This is a genomic window from Pseudomonas sp. KCJK8993 (assembly GCF_046230915.1).
Lineage (GTDB): Bacteria > Pseudomonadota > Gammaproteobacteria > Pseudomonadales > Pseudomonadaceae > Aquipseudomonas > Aquipseudomonas piscis.
Genome location: NZ_JBJJLO010000047.1, coordinates 1 through 16,841 on the forward strand (window position 1 = coordinate 1; position 16,841 = coordinate 16,841).

The 16,841-nt window shown below is 62.8% G+C and carries 18 protein-coding genes; all 18 read left to right on the plus strand.

Features of this window, described 5'->3' with window-relative positions:
- Positions 1 to 166: FliM/FliN family flagellar motor switch protein (locus ACK6AU_RS16515; protein ID WP_409300138.1), on the plus strand; the 166-nt coding region annotated here is incomplete at its 5' end.
- A gap of 54 nt (positions 167 to 220) precedes the next feature.
- Complete coding sequence (gene fliN / locus ACK6AU_RS16520) at positions 221 to 682, plus strand: flagellar motor switch protein FliN (RefSeq protein WP_185700709.1); 462 nt, start codon at positions 221 to 223, stop codon at positions 680 to 682.
- Positions 683 to 1,132 carry a flagellar biosynthetic protein FliO gene (gene fliO, locus ACK6AU_RS16525; RefSeq protein ID WP_409300104.1) on the plus strand — a complete coding sequence of 150 codons (450 nt, stop codon included), beginning with the start codon at positions 683 to 685 and terminating at the stop codon, positions 1,130 to 1,132.
- Positions 1,132 to 1,881 (plus strand): flagellar type III secretion system pore protein FliP, encoded by a 750-nt coding sequence (gene fliP / locus ACK6AU_RS16530; protein WP_185700707.1) that lies wholly within the window; start codon positions 1,132 to 1,134, stop codon positions 1,879 to 1,881. Before fliO ends, fliP begins: the two co-directional genes overlap by 1 nt.
- A gap of 24 nt (positions 1,882 to 1,905) precedes the next feature.
- Positions 1,906 to 2,175, plus strand: a complete 270-nt coding sequence (gene fliQ / locus ACK6AU_RS16535) for a flagellar biosynthesis protein FliQ (RefSeq protein WP_022643038.1) — start codon at positions 1,906 to 1,908, stop codon at positions 2,173 to 2,175.
- Positions 2,176 to 2,179: 4 nt separating this feature from the next.
- A complete protein-coding gene (gene fliR / locus ACK6AU_RS16540; protein WP_185700706.1) occupies positions 2,180 to 2,962 on the plus strand; it encodes a flagellar biosynthetic protein FliR in 783 nt (260 codons plus the stop codon).
- A gap of 3 nt (positions 2,963 to 2,965) precedes the next feature.
- A complete protein-coding gene (flhB, locus tag ACK6AU_RS16545) occupies positions 2,966 to 4,141 on the plus strand; it encodes a flagellar biosynthesis protein FlhB (protein WP_185700705.1) in 1,176 nt (391 codons plus the stop codon).
- A 211-nt stretch (positions 4,142 to 4,352) separates the two neighbouring features.
- A complete protein-coding gene (flhA, locus tag ACK6AU_RS16550; RefSeq protein WP_409300108.1) occupies positions 4,353 to 6,482 on the plus strand; it encodes a flagellar biosynthesis protein FlhA in 2,130 nt (709 codons plus the stop codon).
- Positions 6,483 to 6,493: 11 nt separating this feature from the next.
- Positions 6,494 to 7,816: a flagellar biosynthesis protein FlhF gene (gene flhF / locus ACK6AU_RS16555; RefSeq protein WP_185700703.1), complete on the plus strand. Its 1,323-nt coding sequence runs from the start codon at positions 6,494 to 6,496 to the stop codon at positions 7,814 to 7,816.
- Positions 7,817 to 7,934: 118 nt separating this feature from the next.
- Positions 7,935 to 8,765, plus strand: coding sequence for a flagellar synthesis regulator FleN (gene fleN / locus ACK6AU_RS16560; RefSeq protein ID WP_016963180.1), 831 nt, complete (start codon positions 7,935 to 7,937; stop codon positions 8,763 to 8,765).
- Positions 8,762 to 9,502: an RNA polymerase sigma factor FliA gene (gene fliA, locus ACK6AU_RS16565; protein ID WP_011060003.1), complete on the plus strand. Its 741-nt coding sequence runs from the start codon at positions 8,762 to 8,764 to the stop codon at positions 9,500 to 9,502. Before fleN ends, fliA begins: the two co-directional genes overlap by 4 nt.
- 166 nt (positions 9,503 to 9,668) lie before the next feature.
- Positions 9,669 to 10,040: a chemotaxis response regulator CheY gene (locus tag ACK6AU_RS16570; RefSeq protein WP_003183998.1), complete on the plus strand. Its 372-nt coding sequence runs from the start codon at positions 9,669 to 9,671 to the stop codon at positions 10,038 to 10,040.
- 30 nt (positions 10,041 to 10,070) lie between these two features.
- Positions 10,071 to 10,859 (plus strand): protein phosphatase CheZ, encoded by a 789-nt coding sequence (locus ACK6AU_RS16575; RefSeq protein WP_085595848.1) that lies wholly within the window; start codon positions 10,071 to 10,073, stop codon positions 10,857 to 10,859.
- A 12-nt stretch (positions 10,860 to 10,871) separates the two neighbouring features.
- The gene (locus ACK6AU_RS16580) at positions 10,872 to 13,160 is read left to right on the plus strand and encodes a chemotaxis protein CheA (protein WP_185700702.1); all 2,289 of its coding nucleotides are present in this window, start codon (positions 10,872 to 10,874) and stop codon (positions 13,158 to 13,160) included.
- A 47-nt stretch (positions 13,161 to 13,207) separates the two neighbouring features.
- Positions 13,208 to 14,326 (plus strand): chemotaxis response regulator protein-glutamate methylesterase, encoded by a 1,119-nt coding sequence (locus ACK6AU_RS16585; protein ID WP_185700701.1) that lies wholly within the window; start codon positions 13,208 to 13,210, stop codon positions 14,324 to 14,326.
- Positions 14,326 to 15,066 (plus strand): flagellar motor protein, encoded by a 741-nt coding sequence (locus tag ACK6AU_RS16590; RefSeq protein WP_022643060.1) that lies wholly within the window; start codon positions 14,326 to 14,328, stop codon positions 15,064 to 15,066. The genes ACK6AU_RS16585 and ACK6AU_RS16590 overlap by 1 nt, the downstream gene beginning before the upstream one ends.
- Before the next feature lie 2 nt (positions 15,067 to 15,068).
- Positions 15,069 to 15,953 carry a flagellar motor protein MotD gene (motD, locus tag ACK6AU_RS16595; RefSeq protein ID WP_185700700.1) on the plus strand — a complete coding sequence of 295 codons (885 nt, stop codon included), beginning with the start codon at positions 15,069 to 15,071 and terminating at the stop codon, positions 15,951 to 15,953.
- A 50-nt stretch (positions 15,954 to 16,003) separates the two neighbouring features.
- A complete protein-coding gene (locus tag ACK6AU_RS16600) occupies positions 16,004 to 16,792 on the plus strand; it encodes a ParA family protein (RefSeq protein ID WP_185700699.1) in 789 nt (262 codons plus the stop codon).
- The last annotated feature ends 49 nt before the right edge of the window (positions 16,793 to 16,841 follow it).

Below are 16,841 nucleotides of genomic sequence, written 5' to 3' on the forward strand. Positions count from 1 at the left end.
GCGCCTGCGGGACATCCTGCACATGCAGCCCGGCGATGTGATTCCCGTGGAACTGCCGGAAGACATGATCATGCGTGCCAACGGCGTACCCTCGTTCAAGGTCAAGCTGGGCTCCCACAAGGGCAACCTGGCGCTGCAAGTGATCGAAGCGATCGAGCGCCGCTGAGGGCGCTCCAACCTGTTTGCTGTTCAATGAATTTTTGCCCGTCGAGGACCCAAGATGGCTGACGAAATTAACCCACAGGACGACCAGGCGCTGGCCGACGAATGGGCTGCTGCCCTGGAAGAAACCGGTGATGCCGGCCAGGCCGATATCGACGCCTTGCTGGCTGCCGATGCCGCTACCGCGCCCACCCATGGCCGCTTGCCGATGGAAGAGTTCGGCAGCATGCCCAAGAGTCATGAGCCGGTGAGCCTCGATGGGCCGAACCTGGACGTGATCCTCGACATCCCGGTGTCGATCTCCATGGAAGTGGGCAGTACTGATATCAACATCCGCAACCTGCTGCAGCTCAACCAGGGTTCGGTGATCGAGCTTGATCGCCTGGCCGGCGAGCCGCTGGACGTGCTGGTCAACGGCACCCTGATCGCCCACGGCGAGGTGGTGGTGGTCAACGAGAAGTTCGGCATTCGCCTGACTGACGTGATCAGCCCCAGCGAACGCATCAAGAAGCTGCGCTAAGTGAACAAGCTGCTTGGCGTACTGCTTGGCTTGCCGCTGAGCGCCCTGGCCGCGGAGCCGCTGGCCAGCGCCGGGGCCGCCGCGACGGCCACGGCCCCGGCGGTGGGTAGCCTTGGCGGGCAGTTGGTCCAGCTGTTGCTGGGCCTGCTGCTGGTGATCGGGCTGATCTTTTTCCTCGCCTGGTTGTTGCGCCGTGTGCAGCAGGCCGGTCCTGCCGGCAAGGGCCAGGTGATCGAGCTGATCGGTTCCCGGGTCCTCGGGCCGCGCGATCGCCTGGTGCTGGTGCAGGTGGGCAAGGAGCAGATCCTCCTGGGCCTGACCCCGGGCACCATCACCCCGTTGCATGTGCTCAAGGAGCCGGTGCAGGTGCCCGCTGCCGAGCAGGCGACGCCCGAGTTCGCCCAGCGCCTGATGGAGCTGTTGGGCAAGGACCAGAAGGATAGGAAGTAATGCCGTTGCGCATCATCTTGATGTTGGCCCTGATGCTGGCTGCGCCGCTGGCGCTGGCGGCCGATCCGTTGTCTATCCCGGCGATCACCCTCGGCACCAATGCCGATGGCCAGCAGGAATACTCGGTCAGCCTGCAGATCCTGCTGATCATGACCGCGCTGAGCTTCATCCCGGCGTTCGTCATGCTGATGACCAGCTTCACCCGGATCATCATCGTCTTCTCGATCCTGCGCCAGGCCCTGGGCCTGCAGCAGACGCCGTCGAACCAGATCCTCACCGGCATGGCGCTGTTCCTCACCCTGTTCATCATGGCCCCGGTGTTCGACCGGGTGAACCAGGACGCACTGCAGCCTTACCTCGCGGAGAAGATCACCGCCCAGGATGCGGTGGCCAAGGCCGAGGTGCCGATCAAGGACTTCATGCTGGCGCAGACGCGCAGCAGCGACCTGGAGTTGTTTGTGCGCCTGTCCAAGCGGACCGACATCGCCAGTCCCGACCAGGCGCCGCTGACTATCCTGGTCCCGGCCTTCGTCACCTCGGAGCTCAAGACGGCGTTCCAGATCGGCTTCATGATCTTCATCCCGTTCCTGATCATCGACCTGGTAGTGGCCAGCGTGCTGATGGCCATGGGCATGATGATGCTGTCGCCGCTGATCATTTCCCTGCCGTTCAAGATCATGCTGTTTGTCCTGGTGGATGGCTGGGCCTTGATCATCGGTACCCTGGCCGGCAGTTTCGGCGGTGTCTAGAACCTTGTTTGCGGGTGATCGATCATGACTCCTGAAGTCGCGGTAGACCTGTTTCGCGAAGCCCTGTGGTTGACCACCATGATGGTTGCCGTACTGGTGGTGCCCAGCCTGCTGGTGGGCTTGATCGTGGCCATGTTCCAGGCGGCCACGCAGATCAACGAGCAGACCCTGAGCTTCCTGCCGCGCTTGCTGGTGATGCTGGTGACGCTGATCGTCGCTGGCCCCTGGCTGGTGCAAACCTTCATGGAATACATCCGTCAGTTGTACGGCAGTATTCCGCAGTTGATTGGCTGACCCCGTGTCATTGCTGGCGCTGACCGATACCCAGATCGGCAGTTGGGTGGCGAGTTTCATGCTGCCGTTGTTTCGCGTCACCTCGCTGCTGATGGTGATGCCGATCTTCGGTACCACCCTGGTGCCGCGGCGGGTGCGCCTGTATTTCGCCCTGGCGATCACCGTGGTGATCGCCCCGGCACTGCCACCCATGCCCGAAGTGCACGCCCTGGACCTCAGCGCCTTGCTGCTGGTGGCCGAACAGATCCTGGTCGGCGCGGTGCTGGGGTTCTCTTTGCAGTTGTTTTTCCAGGCCTTCGTGGTCGCCGGGCAGATCGTGGCGATCCAGATGGGCATGGGCTTCGCTTCCATGGTCGACCCCACCAACGGGGTCTCGGTGGCGGTGATCGGGCAGTTCTTCACCCTGCTGGTCACCCTGTTGTTCCTGGCCATGAACGGCCACCTGGTGGTGTTCGAGGTGCTGACCGAGAGCTTCACCACCTTGCCGGTCGGTGGCGGCCTGATGGTCAATCACTACTGGGACCTGGCGGGCAAGCTGGGCTGGGTCCTGGGGGCGGCGCTCTTGCTGGTGCTGCCGGCGATCACCGCGCTGCTGGTGGTCAACATCGCCTTCGGCGTCATGACCCGGGCGGCGCCGCAACTGAACATCTTCTCCATCGGCTTCCCGCTGACCCTGGTGCTGGGCATGGGCATCGTCTGGATCAGCCTGGCCGACATCCTCAACCAGTATCAACCGCTGGCCTCCGAGGCCCTGCAGTTCTTGCGCGAATTGGCGAGGGCCCGTTGAGCCATGGCTGAGAGCGAGAGCGGTCAGGACAAGACGGAAGACCCCACGGAGAAACGCAAGAAGGACTCCCGGGAAAAGGGCGAGATCGCTCGCTCCAAGGAGCTCAACACCCTGGCCATCATGCTGGCCGGGGCCGGCGGGCTGCTGGTGTTCGGCGCGAGCCTGGCGCAGACCCTCCTGGAAATCATGCGCCTGAACTTCTCCCTGCCGCGCGAAGTACTGCTCAGCCCGGGAGCCATGGGCCTGTATCTGTTGCATTCGGGCAAGATCGCCATTCTGGCGGTGCAGCCGGTGCTGCTGACCCTGTTGCTGGCGGCCATCGTCGGGCCGATCTCCCTTGGGGGCTGGCTGTTCGCCGGCAAGAGCCTGGCGCCGAAGTTCAGTCGCATGAACCCGGCCAATGGCCTGAAGCGGATGTTTTCCTCGACGGCCGTGATCGAATTGCTCAAGGCCCTGGCCAAGTTCAGCCTGGTGCTGTTCGTGGCGCTGTCGGTGCTCTCGGCGGATATCGACGATCTGCTGCGCATCGCCCATGAGCCCATGGAGCTGGCGATCATCCACAGCGTCCAGGTGGTGGGCTGGAGCACCTTGTGGATGGCTTGCGGGCTGATCCTGATCGCCGCGGTGGACGTGCCGGTGCAGCTGTACCAGGCCCACAAGAAGCTGCTGATGACCAAGCAGGAAGTGCGCGACGAGCACAAGGACCAGGAAGGGCGCCCGGAGGTCAAGCAACGGATTCGCCAAGTGCAGCGCGAGATGTCCCAGCGGCGGATGATGGCGGCGATCCCGGAGGCCGACGTGGTCATCACCAACCCGACCCACTACGCCGTGGCGCTCAAGTACGACGCCGACAAGGGTGGGGCGCCGGTGCTGCTGGCCAAGGGTACGGACTTCCTGGCGCAGCAGATCCGCGAGATCGCCACTGCCCACGAGATCATGCTGCTGCAGTCGCCGGCCCTGGCGCGTTCGATCTACTACTCCACCGAGCTTGAGGAGGAGATTCCGGCCGGCTTGTACCTGGCGGTAGCCCAGGTGCTGGCCTACGTCTACCAGATCCGCCAATACCGCGCGGGCAAGGGCAAGCGTCCGGAGCCGCTCAAGGAGCCGCAGATTCCCGGCGACTTGCAGCGTGATAGCGCCGGCAATCGACCGGCCTCGGGTCCGGCCAGCCCTGCCTAATGCAGGGCTTGTCCAAATCGGACGGGCTCGCCGGAAAAATGGCTATTGTCACAATCCCTCTCCGTGGCCTGTGGGGCGCTTCTCCCTCCGTGATGAAATGCGCGTAAATGCTTGATTGAGCTGCCCGGGTGAAAGTTGGAAGGCTTCTTGCAGTAGCCGTCCTGTATCGCTTCAGGCGTCAAAAGTTTGCTTTACGGAACGGGGTAAATCGGTGGATCGCACTCAGTTAATCAACACGGCTCGCAGTAACCTGGCCGACCTTGGTCGGGGCAACCTGGGTGTGCCGGTGCTGTTGTTGGTCATGCTGGCCATGATGATGCTGCCGGTACCGGCGTTCCTGCTGGATGTGTTCTTCACGTTCAACATCGCCTTGTCGATCGTGGTCCTGCTGGTCTGCGTCTACGCCCTGCGACCGCTGGATTTCGCGGTATTCCCCACCATCCTGCTGGTGGCCACCTTGCTGCGCCTGGCGCTCAACGTGGCCTCGACGCGGGTGGTGATGCTCCATGGCCAGGAAGGGCATGCCGCCGCGGGCAAGGTGATCCAGGCCTTCGGCGAGGTGGTGATCGGCGGCAACTACGTCGTGGGTATCGTGGTCTTCGCGATCCTCATGATCATCAACTTCGTGGTAGTGACCAAGGGGGCCGGGCGGATCTCCGAGGTGAGCGCACGCTTCACCCTGGATGCCATGCCCGGCAAGCAGATGGCCATCGACGCCGACCTCAACGCCGGCCTGATCGACCAGAACCAGGCCAAGGCGCGCCGGGCCGAGGTGGCCCAGGAGGCCGAGTTCTACGGTTCAATGGACGGTGCCAGCAAGTTCGTCCGCGGTGATGCCATCGCCGGCTTGCTGATCCTGTTCATCAACCTGATCGGCGGTATGGCGGTCGGTATCTTCCAGCACGACATGACCTTTGCCGACGCTGGCCGGGTCTATGCCTTGTTGACCATCGGTGACGGTTTGGTGGCGCAGCTGCCTTCGCTGTTGCTGTCCACCGCGGCGGCGATCATGGTCACCCGTGCCTCGGGTTCCGAGGACATGGGCAAGCAGATCAACCGGCAGATGTTCGCCTCGCCCAAGGCCCTGGCCGTGGCCGCCGGGCTGATGGCGGTCATGGGCGTGGTGCCGGGCATGCCCCATGTGTCCTTCCTCAGCCTGGCCCTGGTGGCCGGCGGTGCGGCGTACCTGCTCTGGCGCCAGCAGAACCAGGCCAAGGTCCGCGCCCAGGAAGAGCTCCAGCGCCAGCAAGACCTGCTGCCTTCGCCGGCACGGGCCATGGAAACCAAGGAGCTGGGCTGGGACGACGTGACTCCGATCGACATGATCGGCCTGGAAGTGGGTTATCGCTTGATTCCCCTGGTGGATCGCAACCAGGGCGGGCAGTTGCTCGCGCGGATCAAGGGCGTGCGCAAGAAGCTATCCCAGGACCTGGGTTTCCTCATGCCCACCGTGCATATCCGTGACAACCTCGACCTGGCCCCCAGCGCTTACCGACTGACGCTGATGGGGGTGATCCTGGCCGAGGCCGAGATCTATCCGGATCGCGAATTGGCGATCAACCCGGGACAGGTCTACGGCACGCTCAACGGTATCGCCGCCCGGGATCCGGCCTTCGGCCTGGAAGCGGTGTGGATCGAGATCAGCCAGCGACCCCAGGCCCAGTCCCTGGGCTATACCGTGGTGGACGCCAGTACCGTGGTCGCCACGCACCTGAACCAGATTCTGTACAAGCACTCCAGCGAGCTGATCGGCCACGAGGAGGTCCAGCAACTGATGCAGGTGCTGGCCAAGAGTTCGCCGAAGCTGGCTGAAGAGTTGGTGCCGGGCGTGCTTTCGCTCTCGCAACTGCTCAAGGTGCTGCAAGCCTTGTTGGCCGAACAGGTGCCGGTGCGTGATATCCGCAGCATTGCCGAAGCTATCGCCAACAATGCCGCTAAGAGTCAAGATACTGCCGCTTTGGTGGCCGCGGTGCGCGTCGGATTGTCTCGCGCTATCGTCCAAAGCATTGTAGGTACTGAGTCCGAGCTGCCTGTGATCACTCTGGAGCCAAGGTTGGAACAGATTTTGCTCAGCAGTCTGCAGAAGGCAGGACAAGGCCAGGAAGAAGGCGTTCTGCTCGAGCCAAGCATGGCAGAGAAGCTGCAGCGTTCGCTGATCGAAGCGGCGCAGCGTCAAGAGATGCAAGGTCAACCGGTGATTCTGTTGGTTGCGGGTCCGGTCCGCGCCATGCTCTCGCGGTTCGGTCGCCTGGCCGTCCCGGGTTTGCATGTGCTGGCGTACCAGGAAATTCCCGACAACAAGCAAGTGACCATCGTCGCGACAGTAGGGCCCAACGGCTGAGGTAGTGGGTTATGCAAGTTAAGCGTTTTTTCGCCGCCGATATGCGCCAGGCCATGAAACTGGTTCGTGATGAGTTGGGGGCCGAGGCTGCCATCATCGGTAACCGCCGGATCGCCGGTGGCGTCGAGCTGACGGCGGCCCTGGATTACAAGTTGTCGGCCTTGTCGCCACGGATTCCGAACATGGAGCTCGAAGACGAGCTACGCAAGACCCAGTCGCGGATCGTCACCGCCCAGGCCGAGCTGAGTCTGCGAGGCGAAGGCGACACGGCCTCGATCAGCAATCGCCAGTTGTTCGCCGGCCTGCCGCTCACGGCGGCCGAGCCCTTGATCGAGCCTACCCTGGCCGAGCGCCCGCGCCCGGCTCCGGCCCCGGTCGCGCCGGCGGTGGACAACCGGGCCCTGGACTCCATGCGCTCCGAGCTCAACGGCTTGCGCGAGTTGCTGGAAGTGCAGCTCGGCTCCCTGGCTTGGAGCCAGTTGCAGGGCAGTCGTCCCGAACAAGCCAACCTCTGGCGCCGCCTGCAGCGCATCGGCCTGTCCGGTCCGCTGGCTCGCGACCTGCTCGCGCTGATCACCGATATCGACGAGCCGCGCCAGGCCTGGCGCATGCTCCTGGCGCACCTGGCACGAATGATCCTGACGCCTGAAATCGAGCCCCTGGAAGAGGGCGGGGTGATTGCCATGGTCGGTCCTGCCGGCATGGGCAAGACCACCACCCTGGCCAAGCTGGCGGCCCGCTACGTGCTCAAGTACGGCGCGCAGAACATCGCGCTGGTGAGCATGGACAGCTACCGTATCGGTGCCCAGGAGCAGCTCAAGACCTTGGGGCGCATCCTCAATGTCTCGGTGACCCATGTCGATCCTGGCCAGTCCCTGGCGCAGGCCCTGGACCCACTGTTGCGCAAGCGCGTGGTGTTGATCGATACCGCCGGCCTGCAGGCCAGCGACCCGGCGCTGCGCATGCAACTGGAAAGCCTGGCCGGTCGCGGGATCCGGGCGAAGAATTACCTGGTGCTGGCCACCACCAGCCAGAAACAGGTGCTGACCGCTGCCTACCACAGCTACAAGCGCTGTGGCCTGGCTGGGTGCATCCTGACTAAACTGGATGAAACGGCCAGTCTTGGCGAGGTGTTGAGCCTGGCCATCAGTCACGAATTGCCGGTTGCCTATCTGACCGATGGCCCGCGGATTCCTGATGACCTGCACCTGCCTCGCCGGCATCAACTGGTGAGTCGCGCCGTGAGCGTGCAGATGCAGGAAGAACCCAGCGAAGAAGCCATGGCCGATATGTTCGCTGACCTGTACCACAACCCGGCCAAGCGGGTCGGCTGAGGTACTCATGAATAGATTGCAGTGTATCTACATCGATGGTCTGCCAGGCATTGTTCTCACGGTGAACACGCAGCCAGTTATGTGGCCCCGTCTAAGTAAGACAAGGTAAAGAAAGAACATGGGCAGCATGCATCCCGTACAGGTGATTGCGGTGACCGGCGGCAAAGGTGGCGTCGGCAAGACTAATGTGTCAGTGAACTTGTCCCTGGCTCTGGCTGAGCTCGGTCGACGGGTCTTGCTGCTGGATGCCGACTTGGGATTGGCCAACGTCGATGTCTTGTTGGGCCTGACTCCCAAGCGCACCCTGGCCGATGTCATCGAGGGGCGTTGCGAACTGCGCGATGTGCTGCTCCAGGGGCCTGGCGGCATCCGCATCGTTCCGGCCGCCTCGGGCACCCAGAGCATGGTGCACCTGAGCCCCGCCCAGCATGCCGGCCTGATCCAGGCCTTCAGCGACATCGGCGACAACCTCGATGTCCTGGTGATCGACACTGCCGCGGGTATTGGTGACTCGGTCGTCAGTTTCGTTCGCGCGGCCCAGGAAGTGCTGCTGGTGGTCTGCGACGAACCCACTTCGATCACCGACGCCTACGCCCTGATCAAGCTGCTCAACCGCGACTACGGCATGAACCGCTTCCGGGTCCTGGCCAACATGGCCCAGAGCCCCCAGGAAGGGCGCAACCTGTTTGCAAAGTTGACCAAGGTCACGGATCGCTTCCTGGACGTGGCCTTACAATATGTCGGCGCAGTTCCCTACGACGAAAGCGTGCGCAAGGCCGTGCAAAAGCAGCGTGCGGTCTATGAAGCCTTTCCTCGTTCGAAGTGTGCATTGGCGTTCAAGGCCATCGCACAGAAAGTCGATACCTGGCCGTTGCCGGCGAACCCACGCGGGCACCTGGAATTCTTTGTCGAGCGGCTAGTGCATCAAACAGCGGGACCGGTGCTATGACTGCCAGTGGCTACAACCTCTACAAGAAGTCGGCGCGTGACAGCCAATACGAACTGATCGAGCGCTATGCGCCCCTGGTCAAGCGTATCGCCTATCACCTGCTGGCGCGGTTGCCGGCCAGTGTCCAGGTGGAGGACCTGATCCAGGCCGGGATGATCGGTTTGCTCGAGGTGTCGACCAAGTACGACGCGAGCAAGGGCGCGAGTTTCGAGACCTACGCGGGTATCCGTATCCGTGGGGCGATGCTCGACGAGGTTCGTAAAGGCGACTGGGCGCCGCGGTCGGTGCACCGTAATACACGCATGGTCAGTGATGCCATTCGCGCAATTGAAGCGAAAACCGGTCGTGACGCTAAAGATCACGAGGTTGCGGCCGAACTTCAATTGAGTCTCGACGATTATTACGGGATTTTGAACGACACCCTGGGCAGCCGGCTGTTCAGTTTCGACGACCTGTTGCAGGACGGCGAACATGAAGGGCTGCACGAGGATGGCGCCAGTGCTCATCTCGAGCCGTCACGGGACCTGGAGGACGAACGCTTCCAGGCCGCGTTGGCGGATGCGATTGCCAATTTGCCGGAGCGCGAGCGACTGGTGTTGGCGCTGTACTACGACGAAGAGCTGAACCTCAAGGAAATCGGTGAGGTCCTGGGAGTCAGCGAGTCGCGGGTCAGCCAGTTACACAGCCAGTGCGCGGCCCGCTTGCGGGGGCGTTTGGGGGAGTGGCGAGCGCGCTGACAGGCAGTGTGGGGACACTGCGCCCAAGACCGGTCAGGCCTTGTGCCTTGCCGGTCTTGCAGTATGTGCTCCATGCAGTCGTTGCGTGTTATGCCGGATTGATTGAATGGCGCGTCCAGGAACTGGATGTGTTTAAGACTGCTTGGAGGTCGAATTGGACAAGAACATGAAAATCCTCATCGTTGATGATTTCTCAACGATGCGGCGGATCATAAAAAACCTGTTGCGTGATCTGGGTTTCACCAACACGGTCGAGGCCGACGATGGCACTACCGCCATTCCGGTACTCAACAGCGGGAGCATCGACTTTCTGGTAACGGACTGGAACATGCCGGGCATGACCGGTATCGATCTGCTGCGCCACGTGCGCGCCGATGAAAAGCTCAAGCACCTGCCGGTACTGATGGTGACTGCCGAAGCCAAGCGCGAGCAGATCATCGAAGCCGCCCAGGCCGGTGTTAACGGCTATGTCGTCAAACCATTCACGGCCCAGGCGCTGAAAGAGAAGATCGAGAAGATCTTCGAACGCATCGGTTGAGATGCGTAGCCATTGCGCCACGGGGGAGCTATGGAGCATAACGAATCTTCACTGGGCGACTTTGAGTCGACCCTGAAAAAACATGCGCTGGAACTGGTCGAGAGTCTGGAGAAGGGCAGGTTCGGCGAAGCCGTGCAACTGATCCATGAGCTCAATCAGACCCGTGACCGCGGCCTGTACCAGGAAGTGGGCAAGCTCACCCGCGAGCTGCATAGCGCGATCGTCAATTTCCAGATTGACCCGCACATGCCGCAAGCCGAGGAAGTTTCACAGATCACGGATGCCACTGAGCGCCTGTCCTATGTGGTCCGGCTGACGGAAGCCGCGGCCAACCGCACCATGGACTTGGTGGAGAGCAGCACCCCGCTGGTCAATGGCCTGAGCGCTGAAGCCCAGGCCTTGAGCGTGGACTGGGGCCGTTTCATGCGGCGCGAGGTCGGTGCCGAGGAGTTTCGCGAACTGGCGCGTCGGGTCGACGGTTTTCTGACTCGTAGCGAGCAGGAGACCCGTACCATTTCCGGCCACCTCAACGACATTCTGCTGGCGCAGGATTACCAGGACCTCACCGGCCAGGTGATCAAGCGTGTGACCCAGTTGGTCACCGAAGTCGAAAGCAATTTGCTCAAACTCGTCTTGATGGCCAGTCAGGTCGATCGTTTCGCTGGTATCGAACATGACCGCGCGTCGATCCTGGCGGAAAAAGATCCGCAAAAACATCTCGCCAAGGGTGAAGGTCCGCAGATTCATGCCGATAAACGGGAAGACGTTATGTCCGGTCAGGACGATGTTGACGATTTGCTTTCCAGCCTTGGATTCTAGGAGCACCCATTAATGAGCTTCGGCGCCGATGAAGAGATCCTTCAGGATTTCCTGGTTGAGGCCGGCGAGATTCTAGAGCAACTGTCCGAACAATTGGTCGAGCTGGAAAGCCGGCCAGATGATGCGGATCTGCTCAATGCAATTTTTCGCGGTTTTCACACTGTTAAAGGGGGCGCCGGCTTCCTCCAGCTCAATGAGCTGGTGGAGTGCTGCCACATCGCCGAGAACGTTTTCGACATCCTGCGCAAAGGTGAGAGACGAGTCGACTCGGAACTGATGGACGTGGTGCTCGAGGCTCTGGATACGGTGAACAGCATGTTCGGCCAGGTCCGCGAGCGTACCGAGATCACTCCTGCGACACCTCAATTGCTATCCGCCCTGGCGCGCTTGGCCGAACCGGCCGGTGCGCAGCCCGCTCCTGCCCCTGTGGAGGAGGTCGTCGAGGCCGTGGCGGAACCCGAGCCCGAGCCGCAAGCCCCGGCGGGCGATATCACCGACAACGAATTCGAACTGTTGCTCGACTCGCTGAGCGCTGCCAAGGCCGACGCCGATGCCGCGCCCGCCGCCGTGGCGGCCACCGAGGGTGAGCCGGATGGCGACGAGATTACCGACGCCGAGTTCGAGTCCCTGCTGGACCAACTGCACGGCAAGGGCCAGTTCGCTCCCGATGCGCTCGCTCCCGCCGCGGCCGATGCCGAGGGTGGCGCCGCTGCCGGCAGCGATGAAATCACCGATGACGAATTCGAAGCCCTGCTGGACCAGTTGCATGGCAAGGGCAATTTCGCCGTCGACGCACTGGAGTCGGCAGTGGCCGCCGCACCTGCCGCCGCTGCGCCAGATGCAGCCGCGGCCGGCAGCGACCTGATCACCGATCACGAATTCGAGTCCCTGCTCGATGAGCTGCACGGCAAGGGCAAGTTCTCCGACACCCCGGGCACTGCCAAGCCAGCGGCTGCGGTCGCTGCGGCTCCTGCAGCAGCGGCACCGGCCAGTGCTGCCGTGGCCAAGCCGGCCGCCGCCGCTGCCGCCAAGCCTGAGGCCAAGGCCGAGGCGCCAAAACCCGCCGCGGCTCCTGCTCCTGCTCCGGCCCGTGCTCCAGCTGCCCCGGCCGCCGAGAAACCGGCCAGCGAAGCGGAAACCACGGTGCGCGTGGACACTGCGCGGCTGGACGAAATCATGAACATGGTGGGCGAACTGGTGCTGGTGCGTAACCGCCTGGTGCGCCTGGGTCTCAACAGCGGCGACGAAGCCATGTCCAAGGCGGTGTCGAACCTCGACGTGGTCACCGCCGACTTGCAGACCGCGGTGATGAAGACCCGCATGCAGCCGATCAAGAAGGTCTTCGGGCGCTTCCCGCGCCTGGTTCGCGACCTGGCCCGGCAGCTCAAGAAAGAGATCAACCTGGAACTGGTGGGGGAAGAAACCGACCTCGACAAGAACCTGGTGGAGGCCCTGGCCGACCCGTTGGTGCACTTGGTGCGCAACGCGGTGGACCACGGTATCGAGTCGCCAGAAGAGCGCGAGGAATCGGGCAAGTCCCGCCAGGGCAAGGTGGTACTGGCCGCCGAGCAGGAAGGCGACCACATCCTGTTGTCGATTTCCGACGACGGCAAGGGCATGGACCCCAATGTCCTGCGCGCCATCGCGGTCAAGCGCGGCGTGATGGACAAGGACGCCGCCGATCGCCTGAGCGATACCGAGTGCTACAACCTGATCTTCGCTCCCGGCTTCTCGACCAAGACCGAGATCTCCGATGTCTCCGGCCGCGGCGTGGGCATGGACGTGGTCAAGACCAAGATTTCCCAGCTCAACGGTTCGATCAACATCTATTCGACCAAGGGCCAGGGTTCGAAGATCGTGATCAAGGTGCCGCTGACCCTGGCGATCATGCCGACGCTGATGGTGATGCTCGGCAACCAGGCGTTCGCCTTCCCGTTGGTCAACGTCAACGAAATCTTCCACCTCGACCTGTCGCGCACCAACGTGGTGGACGGCCAGGAAGTAGTGATCGTGCGGGACAAGGCCTTGCCCTTGTTCTACCTCAAGCGCTGGCTGGTCAGTTCCGCCGCTCATGAAGAGCAGCGCGAGGGCCACGTAGTGATCCTTTCGGTGGGCACCCAGCGGATCGGCTTCGTCGTCGACCAGCTGGTGGGCCAGGAAGAAGTGGTCATCAAGCCCTTGGGCAAAATGCTCCAGGGGACCCCGGGCATGTCCGGCGCCACCATTACCGGTGACGGTCGCATCGCGCTGATCCTCGATGTCCCGAGCATGCTCAAGCGTTACGCCGCACGGCGTATTTGATTCGGCGGGGAGGGGCGCTTGGCCTCGCCCCACCTAACGGAGTGTTTATGGCAGTCAAAGTCCTGGTGGTGGACGATTCGGGTTTTTTCCGCCGCCGCGTCTCGGAAATTCTTTCAGCGGATTCGAGCATCCAGGTGGTCGGTACCGCGACCAATGGTAAAGAGGCGATCGATCAGGCCCTGGCCCTCAAGCCGGACGTGATCACCATGGACTACGAGATGCCGATGATGGATGGCATCACCGCAGTGCGGCACATCATGCAGCGCTGCCCGACCCCGGTCCTGATGTTCTCTTCCCTGACCCATGAAGGCGCGCGGGTGACCCTCGATGCGCTGGACGCCGGGGCGGTGGATTTCCTGCCGAAGAATTTCGAGGACATCTCGCGCAACCCCGAGAAGGTCAAGCAACTGTTGTGCGAGAAGGTCCATAGCATCTCGCGCAGCAACCGGCGCTTCAGCAGCTACAGTGCCCCGGCACCGCAGAGCAGTGCGCCAGCTCCGGCCACCTCGAGCTTCGCCAGCAGCCGTCCGGCCGCACCGGCCCCGGTTCCGAGCCGTGCCCCGGCGCCCGCCGCGAGCCCGGCTGCGCCTGCGCCCAAGCGCAAGGCCTACAAGCTGGTGGCCATCGGTACTTCCACCGGCGGCCCGGTGGCGCTGCAGCGGGTGCTGACCCAACTGCCGGCCAACTTCCCGGCGCCGATCGTGCTGATCCAGCACATGCCGGCGGCCTTCACCAAGGCTTTCGCCGAGCGCCTGGACAAGCTCTGCAAGATCAGCGTCAAGGAAGCCGAGGACGGCGATATCCTGCGTCCCGGCCTGGCGCTGCTGGCCCCCGGTGGCAAGCAGATGATGGTCGACGGTCGTGGCGCGGTGAAGATCCTGCCTGGCGACGAGCGCCTGAACTACAAGCCGTGCGTGGACATCACTTTCGGTTCCGCAGCCAAGTCCTACAACGACAAAGTCCTGGCGGTGGTGCTCACCGGCATGGGCGCCGACGGTCGTGAGGGGGCGCGCCTGCTCAAGCAGGGCGGCAGCGCGGTCTGGGCCCAGGATGAAGCCAGTTGCGTGATCTATGGCATGCCCATGGCTATCGTCAAGGCCAACCTGGCGGACGCGGTGTATAGCCTGGACGATATCGGCCGGCACCTGGTCGAGGCTTGCCTGTAATGGATGTACTGAGCCTTATCGGGATCATCATGGCGTTCGTCGCCATCATCGGCGGCAACTACCTTGAAGGTGGCCATCTTTCGGCCCTGGCCAACGGCCCGGCTGCGCTGATCGTGCTCGGCGGCACCATCGGCGCGGCCTTGCTGCAGTCGCCGTTGAGCGCCTTCAAGCGCGCCATGCAGATCCTCGCCTGGATCCTGTTCCCGCCGCGGGTCGACCTGCCGGCGGGCATCGATCGGGTGGTCAACTGGAGCCTGACCGCGCGCAAGGAGGGCTTGCTGGGCCTGGAAGGCGTGGCGGATGCCGAGCCCGATACCTATTCGCGCAAGGGCCTGCAGTTGCTGGTCGATGGCGCCGAGCCGGAAGCCATCCGCAGCATCCTCGAAGTGGACTTCTATACCCAGGAAAGCCGGGATATCGAGGCCGCCAAGGTGTTCGAGAGCATGGGCGGCTACGCGCCGACCATCGGGATCATCGGTGCCGTGATGGGCTTGATCCATGTCATGGGCAACCTGGCCGATCCATCGCAGCTGGGTAGCGGTATCGCCGTGGCCTTCGTCGCCACCATCTATGGCGTGGCCAGCGCCAACCTGGTGCTGTTGCCGATCGCCGCCAAGCTCAAGTCCATCGCCCTGCGCCAGTCGCGGTACCGGGAAATGCTCCTCGAGGGGCTCCTGTCGATCGCCGAAGGCGAGAACCCGCGTTCCATCGAGTTGAAGCTGCAAGGCTTCATGGACTGATCATGGCTCGTCGTCGTCAACATGAAGAACACGTCAACCACGAGCGTTGGTTGGTTTCCTACGCCGACTTCATCACCCTGTTGTTCGCGTTTTTCGTGGTCATGTACTCGATTTCCTCGATCAACGAGGGCAAGTACAAGGTCATTTCCGAAGCGCTGGTCGGGGTCTTCACCGACTCCGATCGCGCCCTCAAGCCGATTCCCATTGGGGACGAACGGCCCAAGACCGTGACTCCGGCCAAGCCGTTGGTCAAGGACAGCGAGCAGATCGATGCCGGCATCTCGGGTGGCAGCGACCCGCTCAAGAGCATCGCCGACGATGTCAACGCCGCTTTCGGCGACCTGATCAGCTCCGACCAGATGACTGTGCGTGGCAACGAGCTGTGGTTGGAGATCGAGCTCAATTCCAGCCTGCTCTTCGGCAGCGGCGATGCCATGCCCAGCGACAAGGCGTTCAACATCATCGACAAGGTGGCGAAGATCCTCAAACCCTTCGACAACCCTATCCATGTCGAGGGTTTTACCGACAACCAACCGATCCAGACCATGCAGTACCCCACTAACTGGGAGCTGTCTTCGGCCCGTTCGGCAAGTATCGTGCGCATGCTGGCGATGCAGGGGGTGAACCCGGCACGCATGGCTTCGGTGGGTTATGGCGAGTTCCAGCCGGTGGCCAACAATGCCACTGCCGAGGGCCGGGCACGCAACCGCCGGGTGGTGTTGGTGGTATCGCGCAACCTGGATGTGCGCCGTAGCCTGACCGGTACTGGCAGCGCCAATGCAACGCCGGATGCGGCACTCAAGCGGGCTGGCACACAAACTGCACCAACCGCGGTGAGATCGCCGGTACAGGGCAGTGCCGTCAATTCTCCGTCACCTGCTTTATAACTTTGCGCTATGTCTCGCCCTGCTGTGGCTGGGCGGGAGGAACAAACTGAATGAGAGTCTGGGCTGTTGCCAATCAAAAGGGTGGTGTCGGTAAAACCACCAGTTCCATCGCTTTAGCCGGCTTGCTGGCGGAGGCGGGCAAGCGCGTGGTCGTGGTCGACCTAGATCCCCATGGTTCCATGACCAGCTATTTCGGTTATGACCCCGACAGCCTGGAGCACAGCAGCTACGACCTGTTCCTGCACAAGGGCAACGTACCCGAGGATCTGCCTGGGCAACTGTTGCTGGGCACCAGCCACGAGCGGATTTCGCTGTTGCCGTCGAGCACGGCCCTGGCCACCCTGGAGCGCCAATCCCCCGGGCAGAGCGGCCTGGGCCTGGTAATCGCCAAGAGTCTGGCGCAGCTGTGGCAGGATTTCGACTACGCGGTGATCGACAGCCCGCCGTTGCTTGGGGTGTTGATGGTCAACGCCCTGGCGGCCAGCCAGCAACTGGTGATTCCGGTGCAGACCGAGCACCTGGCGGTCAAGGGGCTGGAGCGCATGGTCAATACCCTGGCGATGGTCAACCGCTCGCGCAAGCAGCCATTGCCGTTCACCATCGTGCCGACCCTGTTCGACCGACGGACCCAGGCCTCGTTGGGTACCCTGCGGATCCTGCGGGACAAGTTCCCGGAGCAGATCTGGCAAGGCTATATTCCGGTCGATACGCGCTTGCGTGATGCCAGCCGGGCGGGGGTCACGCCTTCGCAATTCGATGGCAAGAGCCGTGGTGTGCTGGCCTACAAGGCCTTGCTCAAGCATCTGCTGGCGCAACAAGCCGTGGCGCAGGTGGCCTGACGTGAAGTGCCATTCAAGTCGTCCGGCAGCCCGGCCGATAACCCCTACA